The sequence below is a fragment of the Inquilinus sp. genome, assembly GCF_039594555.1.
Taxonomy (GTDB): Bacteria; Pseudomonadota; Alphaproteobacteria; order DSM-16000; family Inquilinaceae; genus Inquilinus.
This window is the reverse complement of sequence record NZ_JBCNNF010000035.1, coordinates 1-22,056: the sequence shown is the minus strand read 5'-3', so window position 1 is coordinate 22,056 and position 22,056 is coordinate 1. Positions and strand designations below refer to the sequence as shown.

The following is a 22,056-nucleotide window of genomic DNA, read 5'->3' as shown; positions in this document are numbered from 1 at the left end:
AGGAGGGTAGTGATGGCCAGGGCGGCGAGGAATCGAACCTCAGGCCTGCGCCACCCATACTTAGGTGTGGGCTAGCGCGGCTGGGGCCAGACGCGGCCGGGGCGGTCGGTGTCGATCCGGTAGTCCGAGGCGTAGCGGCCGAAGAAGCCGCGCCCCAGCCGGCGCGCCTCGGCCAGCGGGTCCTGCGGGTCGCGCGCCACCTCGCCGCGCGCATTGCCGTGGCCGTGCACCACCCCGACGAAGCGCGACCGGGTGTAGCGGCCGTATTCCTGGATCTGCTGCACGATCGCCGCCGAGACGGTCGGATACGCCTCCTCGGAGCTGAGGACGAGGCCGACGCGCTTGCCGGTCATCCGCGCCTTGACCGTTTCGGAGTCGGGGTAGGAGGCGGCGACGTAGCAGAACATCCGGTCGAAGAAGGCCTTGAGCTGGGCCGACATGCCGTACCAGTAGATCGGCGTGGCCAGGACCAGCCCGTCGGCGGCCAGGAACCGGTCGAGGAACAGGGAGCGGTAGCCGTCGTCGATGGCGCAGCTGCCGTCCGGCCGCCGGCACTGCCGGCAGTCGCGCAGCAGGCCGCCGATGGCGTCGGCCAGATGCACCGTTTCGGCCTCATGGCCGGCTTCCGCCAGGCCGGCCGCGACCGCCCCGGCCAGGGCGGCCGAATTGCCATCGCGCCGGGGGCTGGAGCTGAGGATGAGGGCCTTCATCATGCCTCCTCGAAGGGCTTGCAATCCGCGATACGGTTCCATGTATCGGGAAGGGCCTCGCGGCCCGCAATTACGCACCTCGAGGTAACCATGGCGCTTCCGGCCCGACCCGGACCCGTCTCCGAGCCTGATGTGTTCGACGAGACCTGCTCGGCCCGCCACGCGCTGGAGCTGGTGGCGTCGAAATGGTCGGTGCTGATCCTCTCGGCCCTGGCCGGCGGGCCGATGCGCAACGCCGAGCTGCTGTGCCGGATCGGCGGCATCTCGCAGAAGATGCTGACCCAGACCCTGCGCGACCTGGAGCGCAACGGGCTGGTGCTGCGCCAGGACTTCCACACCGCCCGGCCCTGCGTCGAATACCGCCTCGGCCCGCTCGGCGATTCCCTGAGCGAGACCCTGACCGCTCTGGACCGCTGGGCCGAGCGCAACTTCCCGGCGTTGGACGCCGCCCGCGAGGCGTTCGACAAGCGGGAGGCGGAGGGGTGAACCCTCAGATCTGGACCGATTTCATCCCGGCGGCGGCGTAGCGCGTGCCGGCGGCGGCGCCGACCGGGATGGCGGCGTCCAGCCGGGCCAGGTCGTCCGGGGTCAGCGTCACCCGCAGAGCGCCGAGATTCTCCTCCAGTCGCGCGATCGAGCGGGTGCCGGGGATCGCCACCACGTCGTCGCCCTGGGCCAGCACCCAGGCCAGCGCCAACTGCGACGGCGTGCAGCCCTTCTCGGCCGCCAGCGCCTCGAACCGGTCGACCAGGGCGCGGTTATGGGCGAAGTTCTCCGCCTGGAAGCGCGGATGCGCGGCGCGGCGGCCGTCGATCTGGGAGATGTCCCGGATCGCGCCGGCCAGGAAGCCGCGGCCGAGCGGCGAATAGCCGACGAAGCCGATGCCGAGCGCGCGGGTGACAGCCCGCGTGGCCTCCGCCTCGGCCCGGTACATCAGCGAATATTCGGTCTGCACCGCCGCGATCGGGTGGACGGCATGGGCGCGGCGGATGGTGTCCGCCCCGGCCTCGGACAGGCCGAGATGGCGGACCTTGCCCTGCTGCACCAGCCGGGCCATGGCGCCGACCGTGTCCTCGATCGGCACCGCCGGGTCGACCCGGTGCTGGTAGTACAGGTCGATGGTGTCGACGCCCAGGCGCCGCAGGCTGGCCTCGCAGGCCCGGGCGACGTATTCAGGCCGGCCGTCGACGCCGTTCGGCTGGCCGTCGCGCCGGATCTGGCCGAACTTCGTGACCAGCACCACCCGGTCGCGCCGGCCCTTGATGGCGCGGCCCAGCAGCTCCTCATTGTGGCCCCAGCCATACATGTCGGCGCTGTCGAGATGGTCGACGCCGAGGTCGATCGCGCGTCGGATCAGGTTTTCCGAGGCCGCGTCGTCGGCGGCGCCGTAGACGCCCGAGAGCGGCATCAGGCCGAGCCCGATGGCGGAGACCGCGAGGCCGCCGAGCCGGCGATGGGCAATGGGGGATTCCGGGGCCGTTGTCATGCGTCCGTCCTTCCGAGCATCCATGTGCTGGTGCGGCCGGGGCAGGGCAGGGGATGCAATGCCGGGCAGGCCGTTCGTCGCCAGTGTGACTCGCGCCGGCACCGCCGCCAACCCCGCTGGAGGTCCAAAGCGGGGCGTCAGCCCTTCGGCCCGCCCGCTACCAGGTTGAATGGCCGGCCCTGCTCGAACGCGTCGATCAGGTCGATCAGTTGGTCGGCCAGGGCCTGCATGGCGCCGCGGCCGGCCCAGGCGACATGCGGTGTCAGGATGAAGTTCGGCAGGTCCAGGAGCCGCATCAGCGGCGCGTCGGCCGGCGGCGGCTCCGGCATCGCCACGTCGAAGCCGGCGCCGCCGATGCGGCCGCCGCGCAGTGCCTCGGTCAGCGCGTCCTCGTCCACCAGCCCGCCCCGCGCGGTGTTGATCAGCAGCGCCTCCGGCTTCATCCGGGCGAACTCGGCCGTGCCGATCAGGCCGCGCGTCTCCGGCCGCAGCGGGCAGTGCAGCGAGATCACGTCGCTGGTCGCGATCACCTCGTCGAACGCCAGGCGGCCATCGGCCGGCGCCGCGTCGCCCTTGCGGCCGGCGAAGACGACATCCATGCCGAAAGCCCGGCCGATCGTCGCCACCGCGCTGCCCAGCGACCCGCCGCCGATCAGCCCCAGCCGGGCGCCGTGCAGGTCCAGGATCGGGTGGTCGAAGAAGCAAAACTGCCTCGCCTCCTGCCAGCGCCCGGCCTCGACCGAGCGGCGGTAGGGCAGGAGGGACCGGCGCAGCGACAGGATCAGGGTGAAGACATGCTCCGGCACTGTGTGCACGGCGTAGCCGCGGATGTTGCAGACCGCGACGCCGTTGCGGCCGCACCAGGCGGTGTCGACGCAGTCGGTGCCGGTGGCGGCGACCGCGATCAGGCGGAGATCCGGCAGCTGCGCCAGCACCGGCTCGCGCAGCTGCACCTTGTTGATCACGGCGACGCCGGCGCCTCGCAGCCGCTCCAGCACCTGGTCCGGCGCGGTGCGCTGATGCTCCTCCCAGCGATGCGGGAAGGCGGGTGGGCGCAACCGGATCGCCGGGGCCAGGGTCTCGCGGTCGAGGAAGACGATCTTCGGGTTCGGCGGCAGCGTCATGGTCGGCCTCGCGGGAATCTGCCGCCAGCATGCCGATCCCGGCGCGGCTGGCCAGTCCGATTGCGACATTGGCGGGCCTGCGACATCACAGGTCGCGGCTGGGTTAGCCCGCAACCGGCCCGGCTCGGACACTCGCCTCAGGATGGCCAGAGTGGCCCGCAGGGAGCGGTTCGAAGATGAAGTCGACAGCGCGCGTGGTGGTGATCGGCGGCGGCGTGGTGGGCGTGGGCACGCTCTACCACCTGGCCAAGAAGGGCTGGACGGACGTCGTCCTGATCGAGCGCAAGGAGCTGACCTCCGGCTCCACCTGGCATGCCGCGGGCCTGCTGCCGCTGTTCAACATGAGCTACTCGGTCGGGCAGATCCACAAATACTCGGTCAAGCTCTACAACTCGCTCGAGGCCGAGACCGGGCAGCATGTCGGCTTCCGCCAAGTCTCCAACATCCGCCTCGCCCGGACGAAGGATCGCTGGGACGAGTTCATGTACTACAAGGGCGTGGCCGACACGATCGGCATCAAGGTCAACGTCCTGACCCCGGCCCAGGTCAAGGAGATCTGGCCGCTATGCGAGACCGACGGCATCATCGGCGCGATCCAGCACCCGGATGACGGCTACATCCAGCCGGCCGACCTGACCCAGGCCTTCGCCAAGGGCGCCCGGGCGATGGGCGCCGAGATTTACCGCTTCACCACCGTCCTCGGCATCGAGCAGACGCCGTCCGGCGAATGGCTGGTCAAGACCGACAAGGGCGACATCACCTGCGAGCATGTGGTCTCGGCCTCCGGCAACTTCGCCCGCCGCACCGGCGCCATGGTCGGGCTCGACGTGCCGGTGATCCCGGTCGAGCACCAGTACATCGTCACCGAGCCGCACCCGGCGGTGCAGGAGCGGCACCGCCAGGGCCTGCCGGAGATGGGCGTGCTGCGCGAGGCCGACAGCTCCTGGTACCTGCGCGAGGAGGCCGGCGGCTTCATCCTCGGCCCCTATGAGCCGGGCGCGCCCTGCTGCTATGTCGACGGGCCGGACGAGCAGTCGGAATACGAGCTGTTCCAGGAGGATCTGGAGCGGCTGGCCCCGCATATCGAGACGGCGATCGCCCGCGTGCCGGCCTTCGGCGAGGTCGGGGTGAAGAAGGTCTATAACGGCGCCATCGCCTACACCCCGGACGGCAGCCCGATCATCGGCCCAGCCTGGGGGCTGAAGAATTTCTGGCTGAACGAGGGCCACAGCTTCGGCGTCACCGCCGCCGGCGGCGCCGGCTGGCAGCTGGCCGAATGGATCGTCGAGGGCGAGCCGTCGATCGACATGATGGGCGTCGACCCGCGCCGCTTCGGCCCCTACGCCTCGCGCGGCTATCTCCGCACCAAGAACGAGGAGGCCTACGCCAACGTCTTCACCGTCCACTATCCGGATGAGGAGCGGGCGGCGGCGCGGCCGCTGAAGCGCGCGCCCTGCTACGACCGGATGAAGGCGCTGGGCGCCGTGTTCGGCACCGTCTATGGCTGGGAGCGGCCGAACTGGTTCGCGCCCGAGGGCTACGAGCTGACCGAGGCCGACCTGAACAAGCCGGACACGCTTGTCAATGAGAACCACCCGCCAGCGGCGCCGGGCGAGAAGATCCGCGAGAAGTGGAGCTTCCGCCGCTCCAATTATTTCGAGTTCGTCGGCCGCGAGGCCCGGCACGTGCATGAGAAGGTCGGCCTGCTCGACATGACGGCCTTCGCCAAATACACGGTCAGCGGGCCGGGCGCGGCCGCCTGGCTGGACGGCATCGTCGCCAACCGGGTGCCGAAGAAGCCGGGCCGCATGACCCTGGCGCATCTGCTGTCGAAGAATGGCGGCGTGCGGTCGGAGTTCACGATCTACTGCGAATCGCCGAACCACTACTATCTGGTCGGCGCCGGCGCCTTCGAGCGGCACGATTGGGACACGCTGCAGAAGCTGCGGCCGCGCGATGGTTCGGTCGACCTGCAGAAGATCACCACCCAGACCGGCGTCTTCGTGCTGGCGGGCCCGAGCTCCCGCGCCCTGCTGCAGAAGCTGACCGATGCCGACCTGTCCAACGCCGCCTTCCCGTGGCTGTCGGGCAAGCCGATCAATGTCGGCATCGCCCAGGCCCAGGCGCTGCGCGTCAATTTCGTCGGCGAGCTGGGATGGGAGCTGCATCACCCGATCGAGATGCAGAACACCATCTTCGACCTGCTGATGGATGCGGGGAAGGAGTTCGACCTGAAGCCCTTCGGCATCCGGACGATGGACTCGCTGCGGCTGGAGAAGTCGTACCGGCTGATCCCGCGCGAGCTGTCGATCGAGTATGCGGCGCTGGAATCGGGACTCGACCGGTTCGTCCACCCGAACAAGGGCGATTTCATCGGCCGCGACGCGCTGGTGGCCTGGCGCGAGCGCGGCTTCAAGAACCGCTTCGTGACGCTGGAAGTGCTGGATGTCAGCGACGCCGACGCCCGCGGCAACGAGCCGATCACCAAGGGCGGCGCGCTGGTCGGCCGCTGCACCTCGGGCGGCTATGGCTGGCGCCTCGGCAAGTCGCTGGCGCTGGCGATGGTCCGGCCGGATCTCGGCGAGACCGGCACCGAGCTGGACGTCACCATCCTCGGCAAGCCGCACCGCGCCGTGGTGATCGAGGAATCGCCCTTCGATCCGAACAACGAACGCCTGCGGGCGTGACCTGTCGCGCCGGCCGGCGGATCAGGGCCCGAACGGCTCCAGGTCCAGCCGGCCGGCGCAGTCGGTCACCAGCAGGTGGCCGGGCGGCACCTGGTGCCAGTGATCGAAATCGCCGTCCAGCGGCTCGGACACGATCAGGCGCTGCTCCTCGATCGAGCAGTAGAACAGCGACGGCGGCGTTTCGTCGGTGGCGTAGCGCACCGCCCAGACGCTGCAGCCGTCGCTCAGCGCCGCGGTCATGCGCAAGGGCTCGGCGACCGCAGCGCCGGCCATGATGTCGCCGATCGCCGCGACCGTGCGCCGCAACGCCGCGGCCGGGTCGCTCTCCAGCCCGAAGCCGAACAGCGCCAGGAAGATCAGCTCGCTGTCGGTGGTGCCGCCGCGCTGCGGGTACAGCTCGTCCGGGATCAGCGCGTCGAGGCGCCGGCGAATGCGGTCATAGCCGCCGATCTGGCCGTTGTGCATGAACAGCCAGCGGCCCTGGGAGAAGGGGTGGCAGTTGGCCCGGCTAGTGGCAGTGCCGGTCGAAGCCCGGACATGGGCGAAGAACATCTTCGCCCGGATCTGGTGCGCCAGGCTCTTCAGGTTCGGGTCGGCCCAGGCGGGCAGGATGTCGCGGTACAGGCCGGGCACCGGCCGCTCGCCATACCAACCGACGCCGAAGCCGTCGCCATTGGTCGCCACCACCGCCTTGCGGGCGTGCAGGCTCTGCTGGATCAGCGAGAACTCGGGTTCGAACAGCAGCTTCTCGAGGAAGATCGGGGCGCCCGAATAGCTCAGCCAGCGGCACATGATCGTGTCGACTCGTCAAAAACCGGAACAGGCTTGTGGAATACGCCGTTATAGGACCGGCGTCACCCCTGACATCCCGGCAACAGGTCCGCACGAATCGTCGTCGCCTGTCCGAAAACTTTCAATGTCATCCTCCAATTGGGGGATGCATAGTTGAGGATGTGAGAGCAAAGTTTTCTCGCGTGTGCGGCGAGCTTCCTGTGGGGGGATGGTTAGCGTGGCGTTCGACGAGGCGATTGCGGACCGGCAGCTACGGACGGTCTACCGGATCTGGGCCCGGCTCGCGGCCAAAGGCCGGTTGCCGGCATGTGACGACATGATCTTCGCCAGCCTCAGCCGGCTGCCGCCGCCGATCCTGCTGTGGGCCTGGATGCCGTGCGAGGGAACGTTCCGCTTCGCTCTGGACGCCCAGGGCGCCGGCCTGCCATCGGACCGGAACCTGCCCGGGCGGCCGCTGGAGGATCTCTGCGCCGGCGAGCGCCATGACGCGACGCGCCGGGCGCTGATGACGGTGCAGCTGTCCGAACGGCCGCTCTACGCCGAATTCGCGCTGTCCGACGGTCTCGACAGCGTGCGCAAGCGCACCCTGTTGCTGCCGCTTTCGGACGCGACCGACGACCTGTCCTACGTGCTGATGCTGGTCGCCACGGTCTGGCCGGTCGACGCCGCCGTGCAGCAGCGCATCGACGGCTGCCCGGATGTCCGCGTCCATGTGCTGAACCAGGTGTCGGACGAGGTGGACGCGCATTGGGGCGATCCGCAGCCGGAGATCGATCCGGCCGAACTCCACTCGCTGCTGACCATCATCTGACGGGCCATCCGATGGGACAGGCCGGCCGGCTCAGCGCCATCCCAGCGAGCGTTCGGTCGGCAGGGGCTGGCGGGCCGTGACACGTACCGGTTCCTCACGATCCCGGCTGCACCACCAGGCGCCGACGGCAAGGCCGACGGATGGGCCGATGATGGCCCAGACGACAAGAAGTGTTGTGACCATGTTGTCTCTCTCCCGCTCACCCTGATCGGTGACCGTCGGGATCGGTGCCCGGCGCATCGGCCGGTCTCCCAGATATGGGCAGGCCGATGCGAAGAACAACCACTCGGTTCGGTGGCGGCTGCCGGCGGGACGGAGCGACGCGCCGCCGCTGCTGGCCAAAGCCACGACCCGGTTTTGCGCCACCGGGGCAGGGTGGGCAACATACTTTTCGTTAAGCTCGAAATGAATTCTCCCGATCGCGAAACGAACGGTCCCTGGTGCTGAGCCGCAGCCGCTGTCCTTCATTAAATCGAATTAATACCGACGAAACAGGCGTTTAAAGGCCGACACCCCATCTTCATCACCACACGCCGACCGATCGCGGCGGCGCTTTGGACAGTGGTGGAGATGATGCAGATGAAGACCCCCCTCGGTTCCGACGATCGCGGCCCGCGGACCGGCCTCCGCCGGATGACGGCGGCGCTGCTGCTCGGCACGGCCCTGATCGGCGTGCCGGTCGGGGCTGTCCTGACCTTCGATCGTCCGGCCGTGGCCCAGAGCCAGGCTGAGGCGCCGACCTCGATCGTCCCGGCCGCCCCCGGTTCCTTCGCCGGCCTGGTGCGCCAGGTCACCCCGGCCGTGGTCAACGTCTCGACCACCGAGCACCCGTCGGCCTCGCAGATGGCAGATGAGGACGAAGACAACGGCGGCGGCCAGATGCAGCGGCAGTTCCCGCCGGGCTCGCCCTTCGACCAGTTCTTCAAGCGCTTCTTCGACGAGCAGCAGCCGGGCCGCCGTGGCCCGCGCGGCGGCGGTGGCGGCGGCAGCGACCAGGTGATCCATGGCGCCGGCTCCGGCTTCATCATCGACCCGGCCGGCTACATCGTTACCAACAACCATGTGGTGAAGGACGCCGACAACATCACCGTCACCCTCAATGACGGCACCGTGATCCCGGCGAAGGTCGTCGGCACCGACGAGAAGACCGACCTCGCTCTGCTGAAGATCGAGACCGACAAGAAGCTGACCGCGGTGGAGTGGGGCGACAGCGACGCCGCCCAGGTCGGCGACTGGGTCGTGGCCGTCGGCAACCCGTTCGGCCTCGGCGGCAGCGTCACGGCGGGCATCGTCTCGGCCCGCGGCCGCGACCTGCATTCGGGTCCGTTCGACGACTTCCTGCAGATCGATGCGCCGATCAACCGCGGCAATTCGGGCGGCCCCAGCTTCGACACCAGCGGCAAGGTGATCGGCATCAACAGCGCGATCTACTCGCCGTCGGGCGGCTCGGTCGGCATCGGCTTCGCCATTCCGTCGAACCTGGCCAAGACCGTGATCGCGCAGATCCGCGACCATGGCAGCGTCCAGCGCGGCTGGCTCGGTGTGCAGATCCAGCAGGTGACGCCCGAGATGGCCGAGGCGCTCGGCCTCGAGAAGGCCAAGGGCGCGCTGGTCGCCGACGTCCAGGACGACAGCCCGGCGCTGAAGGCTGGCCTGCACCAGGGCGACGTGATCACCGGCTATGACGGCAAGCCGGTCAACCAGCTCTCCGACCTGCCGCGCCTGGTCGCCGACACCGCCGCCGGCAAGACCGTGCCGGTCGAGGTGCTGCGCAACGGCAAGACCGAAACCATCTCGGTTGAGATCGCCAAGCTGCCGGGCTCGCAGCAGGTCGCCAGCGCCGAGGAGAACGGCCCGGCGGTCGACGACCAACTCGGCCTGTCGCTCTCGGCCCTGACCCCGAAGGTGCGCCGCGAGTTCAGCGTGCCGGATGAGGTCGAGGGCGTGCTGGTCACCGGCATCCGCGAGGACGGCCCGGCGCGCGAGACCGGCGTCGGCCCCGGCGACGTCATCGTCCGGGTCGGCAGCGAGGCGGTGAAGACCCCGTCCGAGGTCGCCAAGCAGGTCAAGGCGGCCAAGGAGGCGGACCGCAACGCCGTGATGCTGCTGATCAACCGTCAGGGCGACCAGCGCTTCGTTGCCCTGAAGCTGCCGAAGGCGTGATGACCTAAGGCCTTCTGTCTCCTTCCCCTCAACTCGGGCGCCGGTTTCCCCTTTCCGGCGCCCGTTTTTTTTGCCTTCATCCCGGGCGAGCCTCCCGGCACCGGGCCGGGGGCGACAGGCAAATGGCGGAGTCGGCTTTGGACCGGATCGAGACCCTGCTCGCGGCGATGACGCTCGACGAGAAGATCGGCCAGCTCACCATGATGTCCTCGAACCTGGCGGTGACCGGGCCGGTGCTGCCGGGCGACGTCACCGAGGGCATCCGCGCCGGCCGCATCGGCAGCCTGTTCAACCATTGGGGGCCGGAGCGGGTGCGCGAGACCCAGCGCATGGCTGTGGAGGAGACGCGGCTGAAGATCCCGCTGTTCTTCGCCTTCGACGTCATCCACGGCCACCGCACCATCTTCCCGATCCCGCTGGCCGAGGCGGCGCTGTTCTCGCCCGAGCTGTGGGAGCACACGGCGCGGGAGGCGGCGATGGAGGCGGCGGAGGACGGGCTGGACCTGGTGTTCTCGCCGATGCTCGACATCGCCCGCGACCCGCGCTGGGGCCGCATCTCGGAAGGGCCGGGGGAGGATCCCTGGCTCGGCTCCCGCATCGCCGAGGCCAAGGTCCGCGGCTACCAGACGGCGGACCTGGCGGCGCCCGACGCGGTGGCCGCCTGCGCCAAGCACTACCTGGCCTATGGCGCCGCGCTGGCGGGCCGGGACTACAACTCGGCTGACGTGTCCGACCGGGCGATCCGCGAGGTCTACCTGCCGCCCTTCGCCGCCGCCCTCGCCGCGGGGGCGGCCACGGTGATGCCGGCCTTCAACGATGTCGCCGGCGTGCCGATGACCGCCAATGCCCGGTTGCTGCGCGGCACCCTGTTGGGCGAGCTCGGCTTCGACGGCGCGGTGATCAGCGACTACAACGCGATCATGGAGCTGCTGCCCCACGGCGTCGCTGGCGATGCGGTGGAGGCGGCGGCACTGGCGCTGAAGGCCGGAGTCGACATGGACATGATGAGCGGCGCCTATGCCGCCGGCCTGCCCAAGGCGCTGCAGCGCGGCCTGGTGACCCAGGAGGAGATCGACGGCGCGGTCCGCCGGGTGCTGCGGCTGAAGCAGCGGCTGGGCCTGTTCGACGACCCGTATCGCCGCGTCGTCGCCGCGCCCGACGCCTTCCACGCGGCGGAACGGCGGCGCCTGGCGCGCGAAGCGGCGGCGAAGTCGATCGTGCTCCTGACCAACAAGGGCGTGCTGCCGCTGGCGCCGTCGGCGAAGCGCATCGCCGTGATCGGTCCGCTGGCCGATGCGCGGTCGGAGATGCTTGGCTCCTGGGCCGGCGCCGGGCGGTGGGAGGAGGCGGTGACCATCCTCGAGGGCATCAAGGCGGCCCTGCCGCAGGCCGAGATCGCCTATGTCCCCGGCACCGAGATCGAGACCGGCGGCGATGCCGGCATCGCCGCCGCCGTCCAGGCCGCGCGCGGCGCCGATGTGGTGCTGCTGTGCGTAGGCGAGGCCGCGATCATGAGCGGCGAGGCGGCCAGCCGCGCCCGGCCCGAGCTGCCCGGCCGCCAGCGCAACCTGGCCGAGGCGGTGCTGGACCTCGGCGTGCCGGTGGTGGCGCTGCTGACCTCCGGCCGGCCGCTGATGCTGCCCTGGCTGTTCGAACGTGCGGCGGCGGTGGCGGCCACCTGGTTCCTCGGCCACGAGGCCGGCCATGCCGTGGCCGATGTGCTGACCGGCGCGGTCAACCCGTCCGGCCGGCTGCCGGTGACCTGGCCGCGCGATGTCGGCCAGGTGCCGATCTATTTCGGCGAGCGCAACACCGGCCGCCCGACCGACCCGGACCAGCACTACACCAGCAAGTACATCGACATTCCGTCGACGCCGCAATTCCCCTTCGGCCACGGCCTGTCCTACGGCCGCTTCGCCCTCGGCGACCTGCGCGTCTCCGCCCCGGTGCTGCGCCCGGGCGAGACGCTGACGGTCGAGGTGGCGGTGGCCAACACCGGCACGGTGGCAGGCGAGGAGACGGTGCTGCTGTTCATCCACGACCCGGTGGCCAGCGTGGCCCGGCCGCTGCTGGAGCTGAAGGGCATGGCCAAGGCGACACTGGCACCAGGCCAGAAGCAGGTGCTGAGCCTGACCCTGGCCGCCGAGGCGCTGACATTCCCCGACTTCGACCTGAAGCCGGTGCTGGAAGCTGGCGAGATCGAGATCCTGGTCGGCACCAGGGCCGAGCGGTCCGAGCTGCTTTCGGCGACGATCCAGGTCGAGGTCTGAGGCCCGCCCACACCGTCATTGCCAGGACGCGAAGCCGACGAAGCAATCCAGGTGTCACGCCAAGCGGCCCCTCGATTGCTTCGCTGCGCTTGCAATGGCGGCATGGGGATTTCATCCCGCTCCAGCACGGTCAGGCTGCTTCGAGCGCGGCCAGGATCTCCGCATCCTCCAGGTCGCCGTCGAAATCGACGAGGTCGTAGCCGTCATCGTCGCTCCAGCCCTCCGCCTCGAACGCCTCGTCCGGCATCACGGTCAACATCGCCAGCATCTGGCCGGCCACGGCGACGCGGTCGAACTCGTCGCCCGAGGGCGGGTCGCAGCTGATGGTCAGGCACTCGATCACCTGCTGCAGCACCCAGCGCTCCTGCGCCGGCGGCTGGTCGCCGTCGGACCAGCTCTCGCGCACGGTGCGCAGCCGGACCAGGATGTCCGCCGCGTTCTGCCGCAGGGTGAGGATCTCGTCCTGGCGGCTGACCCAGGAGGTCGGGAGTGCGGTCGCGGGCGCCGTTGCCGGCTGGGCCCGATCGTCGGCAATTCCTATGACGGACATGTCACTATCCCTCCAGCCGATGTGTCTAAAATGAGCATGACTAAATACCTACAAACTACGGCATTTTATCTAATTTGCAAATGATCCAATTGGGGTGGATCGAAGATTCTTAAGAGGGAGGGCGGCGGCTCAGCCGCCCTTCACCGCGCCGGAGGTCAGGCCGGCGACGATCTGCTTCTGGGCCACCACGGTCAGCACCAGCACTGGCACCACCACCACCAGGGCGGCGGCGGAGAGCGGGCCCCAGCTCACCTGTTCGAAGGTCAGCGAGTTGTAGACCGCGACCGGCAGGGTGCGGGTGGTGCGCCCGGCCAGGACAATGCCGAACACGAAGTTGTTCCAGGAGAAGATGAAGGACAGCAGCAGCGCCACGGTGATGCCCGGCCGGGTCAGCGGCAGCACGACGTGGCGGAACACCTGCCAGCGATTGGCGCCGTCGATCCGCCCGGCTTCCTCCAGCTCGATCGGCAGGGCCTCGAAATAGGAGATCAGGACCCAGATCACGATCGGCAGGGTAATCACCAGATGGGTGATGATCTGCGGCCACAGCGTGCCCATCAGCCCGAGCCAGCGGAACAGCAGGAACAGCGGGATCAGGTAGCTGAGGCCCGGGGTCATCCGCGCGATCATGACGACCACGGACAGCTTGGTCGCCTTGGCCCGGGCGATGCCGTAGGCGGCCGGGGCGCCGATCAGGAGGCCGATCAGCGTGGCGCTGCCGGTGACGATCAGGCTGTTGATGAAATACCGGCCGAAGGAGTTCTCGGCGAAGACCTGGGCGTAGTTGCTCCAGGCCAGGGTGGTCGGGATCAGCACCGGCGGGTAGCTGATGTTGTCGACCTCGGGCTTCAGCGACAGCGACAGCATCCACAGGAAGAACAAGAGCGCCGGCGACACGATCACCAGCACGGCGAAATACAGGCCGGTGCGCCGGAGGGCCTTGGTGAGGGGGCGGGGCATGGTCGTCCTCCTCAATTGGCCGCGAGCTTGGCGCGCTGGCGCAGCCACAGCAGGGCCAGCGACATGGCGACCACGATGACGAAGAACACCACCGCGACCGCCGAGCCGTACCCGATGTCGTAGAAGCTGAAGGCCTGGGTGTAGAGGTAGATGTTGATCGTCTCCGACGCCGTGCCGGGGCCACCCTGGGTGATGGCATAGATGATGTCGAAGCTCTTCAGCGCGTCGATCGAGCGGATGATCACCGCCACCATCAGGAAGGGCGAGATCATCGGCAGGGTCAGATAGCGGAACTGCTGCAGCCAGCTGGCGCCGTCGATCTGCGCGCTCTCATAGGGCTCGGCGGGCAGGGCGGAGAGGCCGCCGAGGACGATCAGCATCACCAGCGGCGTCCACTGCCAGGTCTCGACCAGCACCAGCGACGGGATCACCGTGCTCTGGTCGAACACCCACAGCGAAGGCGGGATGCCGACCAGGCTGAGCAGGTAGTTCAGAACGCCCAGCTGCGGGTGGAACATCATGGTCCAGACCAGGGCGATGGCGACCGGGGTCGCCATCATCGGCATGATCACGATGCCGCGGGCCAGGCCGCGCAGCGGGAAGCGCTCGTTGAACACCAGCGCCGCCGCCAGGCCGAGGACCAGCGGCAGCAGCACGGACAGGACGGTGTAGACCAGTGTGTGTCCCACCGCCTCACCGAAGCGGGCGTCGCCGAACAGCCGGGCGTAGTTGTCGAGGCCGATGAAGCCGCCGGCGCCGGTGGCCTGCCAGTCATGCAGGCTGACCCAGCCGGTGAAGGCCCAGGGGAACACGATCACCGCCCCGACCACCAGCACCGCCGGCAGGATGAAGGGCAGGTAGGTGCGCAGGGTCGGCGCGACGGCGTTCGGCCGCCGCGCCCGCACCCGCCGCCCCCGGCCCGCTCCGGCGTCCACGGCCGTCATCGGCTCAGGCCTCGCTCTTGGCCAGGATCGGCTTGAACTGCTCGGTCGCCTTGGCCAGCTCGCCCGCCGGGTCGGCCCCGCCGGCGATGTTGGTCAAGGCGATGCCGAAGATGTCGCGGAACTCGGTCACCGGCACGATTACCGGCAGGCCGAGCTGGCTGACCTTGGACGAGCCGACGACGGCGTCGATCCAGTCGGCCGGCAGGGTCACGCCTTTGCGCACCTCGGCGTCGTTCAGGATCGAGGTGCGGAACGGCACGCCCGAGCCGCTCTGCAGCAGGTCGGCCTGCACCGTGCGCGACACCGCCCACTGGCAGAACAGGAACGCCGCCTCCTTGTTCTCGCTGGCCGCGGCCACGCCGATGCCGTCGCCGAAGGTGGCGGAGGCCTGGGCCTTCGGGCCCTTGGGCATGACGCCGTAGCCGACCTTGCCGACCACGCGCGACAGCTTCGGGTCCTCCAGCGGCTTGGCGAAGCCGACGCCGTCCAGCCACATGCCGACCTTGCCCTGCAGGAAGGCCGACTGGCATTCGTTCCAGTTGAAGCCGGCGACGCCGGGAGGGGCCGCCTTGGTCAGCAGGCGCTGATACAGCTTCGCCGCGTCGACCGCGCCGTCGGAGGTGGTGGCCAGGCTGCGGTCCGCGGCCAGCGGCGCGACGCCGTTGCCGAGCATGAAGGAGGTCCAGACCGGGACATTGGCGTTCTTCATGCCGCGGGCGACGAAGCCGAAGGTGCCGGCGGCCGGGTCGGTCAGCGCCTCGGCGGCGGACACCAGCTCCTCGAAGCTGGTCGGGTACTTCAGCCCCTTCGCGTCGAACAGCTCCTTGTTCCAGTAGATGATCCAGTAGTCGACGCTCAGCGGCAGGCTGCCGACCGCGCCGTCGGCCGCGGTGGCATAGGCCAGGCCGGCGCTGGAGAAGTCGTTCAGGCTCAGATTCGGGTCGGCGAGGGCGGGGTCGGCCAGGAACGGCCGCAGGTCGGCCAGCCAACCGCCCTTCTCGAACATCCGCTTCTGCACGTGGTAGCTGAGATGGATGACGTCGAAGCTCGGCGCGCCGCTGTTGAACTCGACCACCGCCTTCTGCCGCTGCTGCTGCTCCGGCGTCTGCTCCAGCCCGACATCGATGCCGGTCAGGTCGGTGAATTCCTTGAGGTTCCGGGCGATGGTCTCGCTGCGCGGGCTCTTGACCAGGTTCACTTCGATATGGGTGCCGGCATATTTCTTCCAGTCCGGCGCGGCCCAGGCCATGCGGGGCAGGGCACTGGCTGCCGCGGCGGCCGCGGTGCCGGCCAGCAGCGAGCGGCGGCTCAGTCTCGAAAAGGGTCCCATCGTATCCTCCCCTGCTTGTTGTGCCGGGCTGAGCCCGGCTGATTCACATTACAGCCCGAGGGCGCGGTTGCGGGCGTTGGCGATATGCGCCGTCATCGCCTCGGCGGCGCGGACCGGGTCCCGGCTCGCGATCGCGTCGATGATGCCGAGATGCTCCCGCATCACCGGCACCACCAGCCCGGCGATGCCGGTCAGCTCGCGCCGGATCAGCCGGATCTTGATCGAGTTGACGCGATAGGTCTTGGAGATGATCTCGTTGCCCAGCGCGTCGATGATGATGTCGTGCAGGCCCCAGTCGGTGGCCTGGGCGTCGTCGATCACCTGCTGCGTCGGGCCCTCGCGCTCGACCCGGGCGATGATCTCCTCATGCTGCGCCCGCAGCGCCGCCAGGCCCGCATCGGTGACCGAGCGGGCGAAGGCGGCGGTGGCCTCCTTCTCCAGGAACAGGCGGAACTGGTAGGCGTCGCGGATCATCGTCAGGTCGATGTGCATGATCTGCATGCCGCGCTGCGGCACGGTCTTGATCAGCCCCTCGGCCTCCAGCCGCGGCACCAACTCCCGGATCGCACCGAGCGGCATCTGCGTCAGCGCCACCAGCTCGCGCTGGGAGATGAACTGCCCAGCACGCAGATTGTTGGCCAGGAGATGCTGGGTGAAGCTGTCATAGGCCTTCTCGCGCAGCTTCAGCGGCTCGACCCGGTCGTCGCTCATCCGGCCTCCGCCATGGTGGTGAACAGGCTGTCCGCGACCGCGCCCAGCCGCGCCGCCTCGCCCGGCGACAGCGGCTGCAGCGGCGCGCGTGTGGCCAGCCAGGCCGGGTCGCCGCTGCGATGGGCCACCAGCGCCTTGACCGCCGGGATCACCGGATAGGCCAGCAGCGCCTCGACCAGGCGGTGGATGCGCGGGTCCTCGCGGCCCTCTTGCACCAGCGGCAGCATCGCCTCCGGATAGATGTTGGCGATGCCGGAGATCGCGCCTTGGCCCCCCAGCCTCACCGCCGCGGCCAGGCAGCGCTCGTCGCCGATCAGGATGGCCAGGTCGCGATGCTGCGCCAGCAGGGCCTGGGCATAGTCCCAGCTGCCGGAGGAATCCTTCACCCCGCGGATCACCTCGGGGAAGGCCTCGCGCAGCCGGCCGATCAGCTCGACCGACAGCGGCACCTGGGTGACGCTGGGGATGTGGTAGAGGATCACGCCGCGGGCGGCGGCGCCCAGCTGCTCGAACACCCGGGCGAACCAGCCGAACAGCCCGTCATCGCCGACGCCCTTGAAGTAGAAGGGTGGGGGCAGCAGCAGCGCGTCGGCTCCGAACTCCAGCGCCAGCCGCGCCTGCGCCACGGCGTCCTCGGCCGAGGAGGCGGCGATGCCGCCGACCAGCTGCCGGCCCTCGATGCCGGCGCCGGCCAGGGCGCCCAGCAGCTGCTCGCGCTCGGACAGGGAGAAGGCGGCGCCCTCGCCGGTGGTGCCGAAGGCGGTGACGGTGCGGCAGCCCTGCGCCAGGCACCAGCGCACATGCGCGACGAAGCGCGGGAAGTCGACGCCGCCATCGGGCCGGAAGGGGACGGTCAGTGCCGCGGAAAGTCCGAAACGCTCGGCTGGCTGGGCCACGTCCATCTCCCTGTCGTCCGCCGCGCGGGCTGCGCACGGCCAGTGATATTGATCTGACATGTCAGTCGTAGCGCAGGGGGTGGCGGGCGTCAATATGTCGAACGAAAACGAATCGATTTCGTCAAGGATCCCGCCTGCAAACACCGTCATTGCGAGGAGGCGAAGCCGACGAAGCAATCCATTGTCCCGCACGAGCGGAGAAATGGATTGCTTCCCCCGGCTCAAGGCCGGGGCCGCAATGATGGGTTGTGGCTATTGCGCCTCTGGCACCAACTCCGGCCGCGCCGCGTGGATCCGGGCGATGTGCTCCGGCCCGATGCCGCAGCAGCCGCCGACCAGCGTGGCGCCGAGCCCGACCCAGCGCCGGATCCAGCCGAGATAGCTGTCGGGGTCGAGGTCCGGGCGCAGCTCGGACAGCCCCTCATTGGCCGTGGCGTCCTCCGGCTGCGGCGGGAAGGCGTTGGCGTAGACGCCGATCCGGGCCGGCGACCCGGCGATCACCCGGGCCGCGGCGGCCACCGCGTCGCCCATGGCTTCGGGCTGGCTGCAGTTGAACAGCACCGCCTCGGCGCCGAGGTCGAGCGCGGCCCGCACCGCGTCGGCCACCGTCTCGCCGGAGCGCAGCCGCGGCGCGCCGGGCTCGGGCCGCTCATCCTCAAGGGTGTAGGAGATCCACAGCGGCTTGCCGGTCCCGGCCACGGCCCGGGCCGCCGCCGCGGCCTCGCGGATCGCGCTCTGGGTCTCGGCCAGCCAGAGATCGACATGCGGCGCCAGCCCCTCGACCAGGACGCCCGCGATCTCCGGCGCGCGCTCCGGCTCGAACAGGTCCGGCCGGTAGGATCCGAACAGCGGCGGCAGCGACCCCGCCACCCGCACCGGGGCGGCGGCCGACTCCGCGGCCTGCCGCGCCAGCCGGCCGGAGAGGTCCGCCAGCCCCAGGCCCCGCGCGGCAAAGCGGTCTTCGCCGATGTGGAAGGGGACGACGGCGTAGCTGTTGGTGGTGATCACCTGGGCCCCGGCGGCGATGAAGGCCGCATGCGCCGCGCGCACCGTGTCCGGCGCCTCGATCAGCGCCAGCGCCGACCATTCCGGCTGGCGGAAGGGCGCCCCCATCCGGGCCAGCTGCCGCCCCATGCCGCCATCCAGCAGCATCACGCCCGGTCCTGACATGTCGACTCCCCGCATTCCGTCCGGGACCGACACTGCCGTCTCAATCCGTCGGCGCCAACACAATCCGTCATCCTCGGGTCAAGCCCACGGTGTCCAGTTCAGCTCTTGGGGATGTGGACAGAGCCCCAGACCTCAACTTTTACTGTCATTGCCGGGCTTGACCCGGCAATCCAGGGGCCACCAAGAGCTGCTCTGGCCGCCCCTGGATCCTCGGGTCAAGCCCGAGGATGACAATAAAACAGAGCTGAAACTTGAGATAAGCTCGCTTTGGTTGCCACTTCCTTGAGCCGGACACCCGTGGGTCAAGCCCGGCAATGACAAGACGGGGAGCGTTGCTTGCTCAGCCTCTCGCCGACCGCCGGGGCCCTCTAAGATGGCCATTCGACGATGTGGTACTCGTACTCATCCTCCTCGACCTCGGTCTCGGAGATGACCTTGTCGCGCACGCTGATGCCGGCGATGTGCACAGTCTCCGGGTCGCCGGAGACTAGGGGATGCCACCAGTACAGATCGTGGCCCTCGGACAGCAGGCGGTAGGCGCAGGTCGACGGCATCCAGCCGAGATGGTCGACATTCTTCGGCGTCAGCTGCACGCAGTCCGGCACGTAGCGGCGGCGGGTCGGGTAGTGCGTGCAGCGGCAGCTGTGGGTGTCCAGCAGCTTGCAGGCGATGTCGGTGTAGTCGACATTCGGCGTGTCCGGCGGCTCGTCGGCGTCGCGCAGCTTGTGCAGGCAGCAGCGGCCGCAGCCATCGCACAGCGACTCCCACTCCTTGCGGCTCATCTCGTCCAGGCGCTTGCGGCGCCAGAAGGGTTTCGCTTCGGTCACGATCGGGCGAGGGGCGGGAGGGGAGCCGGGTGCAGCGCCTCGAAGGCGCGGGCGGCGCGCAGCACCAGCGCGTCCTGGAACATCGGGCCGACGATCTGCAGCCCGATCGGCAGGCCGGCCGCGGTCAGGCCGCAGGGCACGCTGGCCGCCGGCTGCTGCGTCAGGTTGAAGGGGTAGCTGAAGGGCGTCCAGTTGGCCCAATAGGACCCGTCCGGCCCCACCGGCATGGCTTGGTCGGCAGCGAAGGCCGGGATCGGCAGGGTCGGCATGAGCAGCAGATCCCAGTCCTGGTGGAACTGGTTCATCCGCACGCCCAGCCGGCCGCGCGCCAGCGTCGCGCGGGTGTAGTCCAGCAGCGGGATCGCCGCGCCCTCCGCCGCCACGGCGCGCAGACCGGGGTCGATCAGGACGTGCTTCTCCTCCGGGATCGAGGACAGCAGGGTGGCGGCGCCGACGAACCAATGGGCGCGGAACACCGGCCCGGTGTCCGGCAGATCCAGCGTCACCGTCTCGACCCGGGCGCCGAGCTCGGCGAAGACCCGGGCCGCCTGCGCCACCGACGCCGCCACCTCGGGATCGACCGGCGCGTTGTCCAGTGTCGGGGCGAAGGCGATGCGCAGGCCACGCACCCCATCCTCCAGCCCCTGGGTGAAGTCGGTGACCGGGAAGGGCAGGGCGGTCCAGTCGCGCGGGTCGGGCTGCGCCATCACCGACAGCATCAGGGCGCTGTCGCGCACCGTGCGGGTCATCGGCCCGAGATGGGAGACGGTGCCGAAGGGGCTCAGCGGATAGGCCGGCACCCGGCCGAAGCTGGGCTTGAGGCCGAAGATGCCGGTGAAGCCGGCCGGGATGCGGATCGACCCGCCGCCGTCGCTGCCGATGTTCAGCGCCGCCATGCCGGTGGCCGCCGCCACCGCGGCGCCGCCGGAGGAGCCGCCGGGCGTCTTCGTCGGGTCCCAGGGGTTGCGGGTGATGCCGGTCAGCGCCGAATCGGTGACGCCCTTCCAGCCGAATTCCGGCGTGGTGGTGCGGCCGACCAGCACTGCCCCGGCCTCGCGCAGCCGCGCCACCGATGGTGCGTCCTGGTCCCAGGGGCCGGCGGGGTCGACCGTTTTCGACCCGCGCAGGGTCGGCCAGCCGCGGGCCAGCACCAGGTCCTTGACCGAGGTCGGCACGCCGTCGATCGGGCTCAGCGGCCGGCCCTCGCGCCAGCGCGCCTCCGACTGCCGGGCCGCGGCCAGCGCCTCCTCCGGATAGACGCCGCAGAAGGCGTTGAGCTGCGGGTTCAGCCGCTCGATCCGGGCGAGGCTGGCCTGCGTCGCCTCGACCGGGGACAGGTCGCGGGCGGCGTAGAGGCGGGTCAGCTCGGCTGCCGACAACAGGGCCGGATCGGTCACGTGGGGTCTCCCGGGTCGCTCTGGCGCGGCGCAAGGGCGCCGTGCCCATCATCACCGGCTCGGCGCCGCAATCAAGAGGCGCGGTACCGATGCGGACCGCCGCGCTTCCGCCCGCGCCGCCGCCGCGCTATGGCTTGGCGGTTGGATTCGAGGAGAGGCCCGTGCCCGCTGTGTCGATCGCCGTGATGACCGAGACCGCGATGGTGGTGCGCTTCGGCGACACCATCGACCCCGCGATCGCCGACGCCATCCACGCTTTGGCGCTGTCGCTGGAGGGAGACCCGTTCCCCGGCTTCGTCGAGGCCTCGCCCGGTTTCGCCACCCTGGCGGTGTTCTTCGACCCCGACGCCATACCGCGGGACCGCGATGAGGCGCCGGCGGCAACGGTGCAGCGGCTGCTGGAGGCGCGGCTGGCGCGGCTCGACCCCGCGGCGCTGGGCGAGCCCCGCCTGGTCGAGATCCCGGTCGCCTATGGCGGCGCCTTCGGCCCGGACCTGGCCGAGCTGGCGCAGCATCACGGCCTGACCGAGGATGAGGTGATCGCCCTGCATTCCGGCGGCGAGTACCGGGTGCACATGATCGGCTTCACCCCCGGCTTCCCCTTCCTCGGCGGTCTGACTCCGCGGCTGGCGACGCCGCGCCGGGCCTCGCCGCGGCTGAGGATCCCGGCCGGGACGGTCGCCATCGGCGGGCCGCAGACCGGCATCTACCCGGTCGAATCCCCGGGCGGCTGGAACCTGATCGGCCGCACGCCGTCGGCGCTGTTCCTACCGGGCGAGGACCCGCCCTGCCTGCTGCAGGCGGGCGACCGCATCCGCTTCCGCCCGATCGCGGCGGAGGAGTACGAGGCCCTGGCCGGAGACGCCAAGTGACCATTGCCGTTCTCGATCCCGGCCTGCTGTCGACGGTGCAGGATCTCGGCCGCTTCGGCCATCGCCGCCACGGCGTGGTGGTGGGCGGGGCGATGGACCGGCGGTCGCACGCCGTCGCCAACATCCTGGTCGGCAACGACCCCGGCGCGGCGACGCTGGAGATGACGCTGATAGGCGCCGCGCTGCGCTTCGAAGCCGAGGCTCTGGTCGCGCTGGCCGGGGGCGGCATGCGCGGCACCATCGGCGGCGAGGCGGTGCCCCCGCGCCGGCCGGTGCTGGTGCCGAAGGGGGCGGAGCTGCGCTTCACTCCGACCAATATCGGCTGCCGGACCTATCTGGCGATCGCCGGCGGCATC

General features: G+C 70.0%; 20 protein-coding genes and 1 pseudogene. 7 read left to right on the top strand and 14 right to left on the bottom strand.

Features of this window, described 5'->3' with window-relative positions:
- Nucleotides 1-71 precede the first annotated feature (71 nt).
- Nucleotides 72-710 (bottom strand): flavodoxin family protein, encoded by a 639-nt coding sequence (locus ABDW35_RS06100; RefSeq protein ID WP_343712965.1) that lies wholly within the window; start codon nucleotides 708-710, stop codon nucleotides 72-74.
- A 132-nt stretch (nucleotides 711-842) separates the two neighbouring features.
- On the opposite strand from ABDW35_RS06100, the gene ABDW35_RS06095 reads away from it, so the two are divergent.
- On the top strand, nucleotides 843-1,196 hold the full coding sequence (locus ABDW35_RS06095; protein WP_343712964.1) for a helix-turn-helix domain-containing protein: 354 nt from the start codon (nucleotides 843-845) through the stop codon (nucleotides 1,194-1,196).
- A 4-nt stretch (nucleotides 1,197-1,200) separates the two neighbouring features.
- On the opposite strand, the gene ABDW35_RS06090 is transcribed toward ABDW35_RS06095, so the two are convergent.
- Together ABDW35_RS06090 and ABDW35_RS06085 are read right to left on the bottom strand one after the other, a co-directional pair.
- Nucleotides 1,201-2,196 (bottom strand): aldo/keto reductase, encoded by a 996-nt coding sequence (locus ABDW35_RS06090; RefSeq protein WP_343712963.1) that lies wholly within the window; start codon nucleotides 2,194-2,196, stop codon nucleotides 1,201-1,203.
- Nucleotides 2,197-2,333: 137 nt separating this feature from the next.
- Nucleotides 2,334-3,320 (bottom strand): D-2-hydroxyacid dehydrogenase, encoded by a 987-nt coding sequence (locus ABDW35_RS06085; RefSeq protein WP_343712962.1) that lies wholly within the window; start codon nucleotides 3,318-3,320, stop codon nucleotides 2,334-2,336.
- A gap of 176 nt (nucleotides 3,321-3,496) precedes the next feature.
- Here ABDW35_RS06085 and ABDW35_RS06080 point away from each other — a divergent pair, with 176 nt between their 5' ends.
- Entirely contained in the window at nucleotides 3,497-6,007 is a 2,511-nt protein-coding gene (locus ABDW35_RS06080) for an FAD-dependent oxidoreductase (protein ID WP_343712961.1), read from the top strand.
- Between the two features lie 21 nt (nucleotides 6,008-6,028).
- On the opposite strand, the gene ABDW35_RS06075 is transcribed toward ABDW35_RS06080, so the two are convergent.
- The gene (locus ABDW35_RS06075) at nucleotides 6,029-6,799 is read right to left on the bottom strand and encodes a class II glutamine amidotransferase (protein ID WP_343712960.1); all 771 of its coding nucleotides are present in this window, start codon (nucleotides 6,797-6,799) and stop codon (nucleotides 6,029-6,031) included.
- A 217-nt stretch (nucleotides 6,800-7,016) separates the two neighbouring features.
- Between ABDW35_RS06075 and ABDW35_RS06070 the strand changes: the two genes are divergently transcribed.
- On the top strand, nucleotides 7,017-7,610 hold the full coding sequence (locus tag ABDW35_RS06070; RefSeq protein ID WP_343712959.1) for a hypothetical protein: 594 nt from the start codon (nucleotides 7,017-7,019) through the stop codon (nucleotides 7,608-7,610).
- 30 nt (nucleotides 7,611-7,640) lie between these two features.
- On the opposite strand, the gene ABDW35_RS06065 is transcribed toward ABDW35_RS06070, so the two are convergent.
- On the bottom strand, nucleotides 7,641-7,850 hold the full coding sequence (locus tag ABDW35_RS06065; RefSeq protein WP_343712958.1) for a hypothetical protein: 210 nt from the start codon (nucleotides 7,848-7,850) through the stop codon (nucleotides 7,641-7,643).
- Between the two features lie 339 nt (nucleotides 7,851-8,189).
- On the opposite strand from ABDW35_RS06065, the gene ABDW35_RS06060 reads away from it, so the two are divergent.
- Nucleotides 8,190-9,773, top strand: coding sequence for a DegQ family serine endoprotease (locus tag ABDW35_RS06060; RefSeq protein ID WP_343712957.1), 1,584 nt, complete (start codon nucleotides 8,190-8,192; stop codon nucleotides 9,771-9,773).
- A gap of 122 nt (nucleotides 9,774-9,895) precedes the next feature.
- Nucleotides 9,896-12,043 (top strand): beta-glucosidase BglX, encoded by a 2,148-nt coding sequence (gene bglX / locus ABDW35_RS06055; protein WP_343712956.1) that lies wholly within the window; start codon nucleotides 9,896-9,898, stop codon nucleotides 12,041-12,043.
- A gap of 130 nt (nucleotides 12,044-12,173) precedes the next feature.
- On the opposite strand, the gene ABDW35_RS06050 is transcribed toward bglX, so the two are convergent.
- From ABDW35_RS06050 to ABDW35_RS06010, 9 genes are all read right to left on the bottom strand, one after another.
- On the bottom strand, nucleotides 12,174-12,593 hold the full coding sequence (locus tag ABDW35_RS06050; protein ID WP_343712955.1) for a hypothetical protein: 420 nt from the start codon (nucleotides 12,591-12,593) through the stop codon (nucleotides 12,174-12,176).
- 129 nt (nucleotides 12,594-12,722) lie between these two features.
- Nucleotides 12,723-13,553 (bottom strand): carbohydrate ABC transporter permease, encoded by an 831-nt coding sequence (locus tag ABDW35_RS06045; RefSeq protein ID WP_343712954.1) that lies wholly within the window; start codon nucleotides 13,551-13,553, stop codon nucleotides 12,723-12,725.
- 11 nt (nucleotides 13,554-13,564) lie between these two features.
- Complete coding sequence (locus ABDW35_RS06040; RefSeq protein WP_343712953.1) at nucleotides 13,565-14,497, bottom strand: sugar ABC transporter permease; 933 nt, start codon at nucleotides 14,495-14,497, stop codon at nucleotides 13,565-13,567.
- A gap of 4 nt (nucleotides 14,498-14,501) precedes the next feature.
- A complete protein-coding gene (locus ABDW35_RS06035) occupies nucleotides 14,502-15,827 on the bottom strand; it encodes an extracellular solute-binding protein (protein WP_343712952.1) in 1,326 nt (441 codons plus the stop codon).
- Between the two features lie 48 nt (nucleotides 15,828-15,875).
- Nucleotides 15,876-16,538, bottom strand: coding sequence for a GntR family transcriptional regulator (locus ABDW35_RS06030; RefSeq protein ID WP_343712951.1), 663 nt, complete (start codon nucleotides 16,536-16,538; stop codon nucleotides 15,876-15,878).
- A complete protein-coding gene (locus tag ABDW35_RS06025; RefSeq protein WP_343712950.1) occupies nucleotides 16,535-17,434 on the bottom strand; it encodes a dihydrodipicolinate synthase family protein in 900 nt (299 codons plus the stop codon). The genes ABDW35_RS06030 and ABDW35_RS06025 overlap by 4 nt, the downstream gene beginning before the upstream one ends.
- 252 nt (nucleotides 17,435-17,686) lie before the next feature.
- Nucleotides 17,687-18,604: a homocysteine S-methyltransferase family protein gene (locus ABDW35_RS06020; protein WP_343712949.1), complete on the bottom strand. Its 918-nt coding sequence runs from the start codon at nucleotides 18,602-18,604 to the stop codon at nucleotides 17,687-17,689.
- Nucleotides 18,605-18,972: 368 nt separating this feature from the next.
- Nucleotides 18,973-19,431, bottom strand: coding sequence for a YcgN family cysteine cluster protein (locus ABDW35_RS06015; RefSeq protein ID WP_343712948.1), 459 nt, complete (start codon nucleotides 19,429-19,431; stop codon nucleotides 18,973-18,975).
- Nucleotides 19,428-20,828, bottom strand: a complete 1,401-nt coding sequence (locus ABDW35_RS06010; RefSeq protein WP_343712947.1) for an amidase — start codon at nucleotides 20,826-20,828, stop codon at nucleotides 19,428-19,430. Before ABDW35_RS06010 ends, ABDW35_RS06015 begins: the two co-directional genes overlap by 4 nt.
- Nucleotides 20,829-20,989: 161 nt before the next feature.
- Here ABDW35_RS06010 and pxpB point away from each other — a divergent pair, with 161 nt between their 5' ends.
- Together pxpB and ABDW35_RS06000 are read left to right on the top strand one after the other, a co-directional pair.
- Complete coding sequence (gene pxpB / locus ABDW35_RS06005) at nucleotides 20,990-21,700, top strand: 5-oxoprolinase subunit PxpB (RefSeq protein WP_343712946.1); 711 nt, start codon at nucleotides 20,990-20,992, stop codon at nucleotides 21,698-21,700.
- A pseudogene (locus ABDW35_RS06000) lies at nucleotides 21,697-22,056 on the top strand (hypothetical protein); the annotation flags it as partial. The gene pxpB and the pseudogene ABDW35_RS06000, both read left to right, overlap by 4 nt.

Coding starts and splice junctions, on each gene's coding strand:
- ABDW35_RS06090 (WP_343712963.1), bottom strand. CDS start 2,196: ATGACAACGGCCCCGGAATCCCCCATTGCCCATCGCCGGCTCGGCGGC.
- ABDW35_RS06100 (WP_343712965.1), bottom strand. CDS start 710: ATGAAGGCCCTCATCCTCAGCTCCAGCCCCCGGCGCGATGGCAATTCG.
- ABDW35_RS06040 (WP_343712953.1), bottom strand. CDS start 14,497: ATGACGGCCGTGGACGCCGGAGCGGGCCGGGGGCGGCGGGTGCGGGCG.
- ABDW35_RS06050 (WP_343712955.1), bottom strand. CDS start 12,593: ATGTCCGTCATAGGAATTGCCGACGATCGGGCCCAGCCGGCAACGGCG.
- ABDW35_RS06045 (WP_343712954.1), bottom strand. CDS start 13,553: ATGCCCCGCCCCCTCACCAAGGCCCTCCGGCGCACCGGCCTGTATTTC.
- ABDW35_RS06075 (WP_343712960.1), bottom strand. CDS start 6,799: ATGTGCCGCTGGCTGAGCTATTCGGGCGCCCCGATCTTCCTCGAGAAG.
- ABDW35_RS06065 (WP_343712958.1), bottom strand. CDS start 7,850: ATGCGCCGGGCACCGATCCCGACGGTCACCGATCAGGGTGAGCGGGAG.
- ABDW35_RS06085 (WP_343712962.1), bottom strand. CDS start 3,320: ATGACGCTGCCGCCGAACCCGAAGATCGTCTTCCTCGACCGCGAGACC.
- bglX (WP_343712956.1), top strand. CDS start 9,896: ATGGCGGAGTCGGCTTTGGACCGGATCGAGACCCTGCTCGCGGCGATG.
- ABDW35_RS06030 (WP_343712951.1), bottom strand. CDS start 16,538: ATGAGCGACGACCGGGTCGAGCCGCTGAAGCTGCGCGAGAAGGCCTAT.
- ABDW35_RS06020 (WP_343712949.1), bottom strand. CDS start 18,604: ATGTCAGGACCGGGCGTGATGCTGCTGGATGGCGGCATGGGGCGGCAG.
- ABDW35_RS06080 (WP_343712961.1), top strand. CDS start 3,497: ATGAAGTCGACAGCGCGCGTGGTGGTGATCGGCGGCGGCGTGGTGGGC.
- ABDW35_RS06035 (WP_343712952.1), bottom strand. CDS start 15,827: ATGGGACCCTTTTCGAGACTGAGCCGCCGCTCGCTGCTGGCCGGCACC.
- ABDW35_RS06060 (WP_343712957.1), top strand. CDS start 8,190: ATGAAGACCCCCCTCGGTTCCGACGATCGCGGCCCGCGGACCGGCCTC.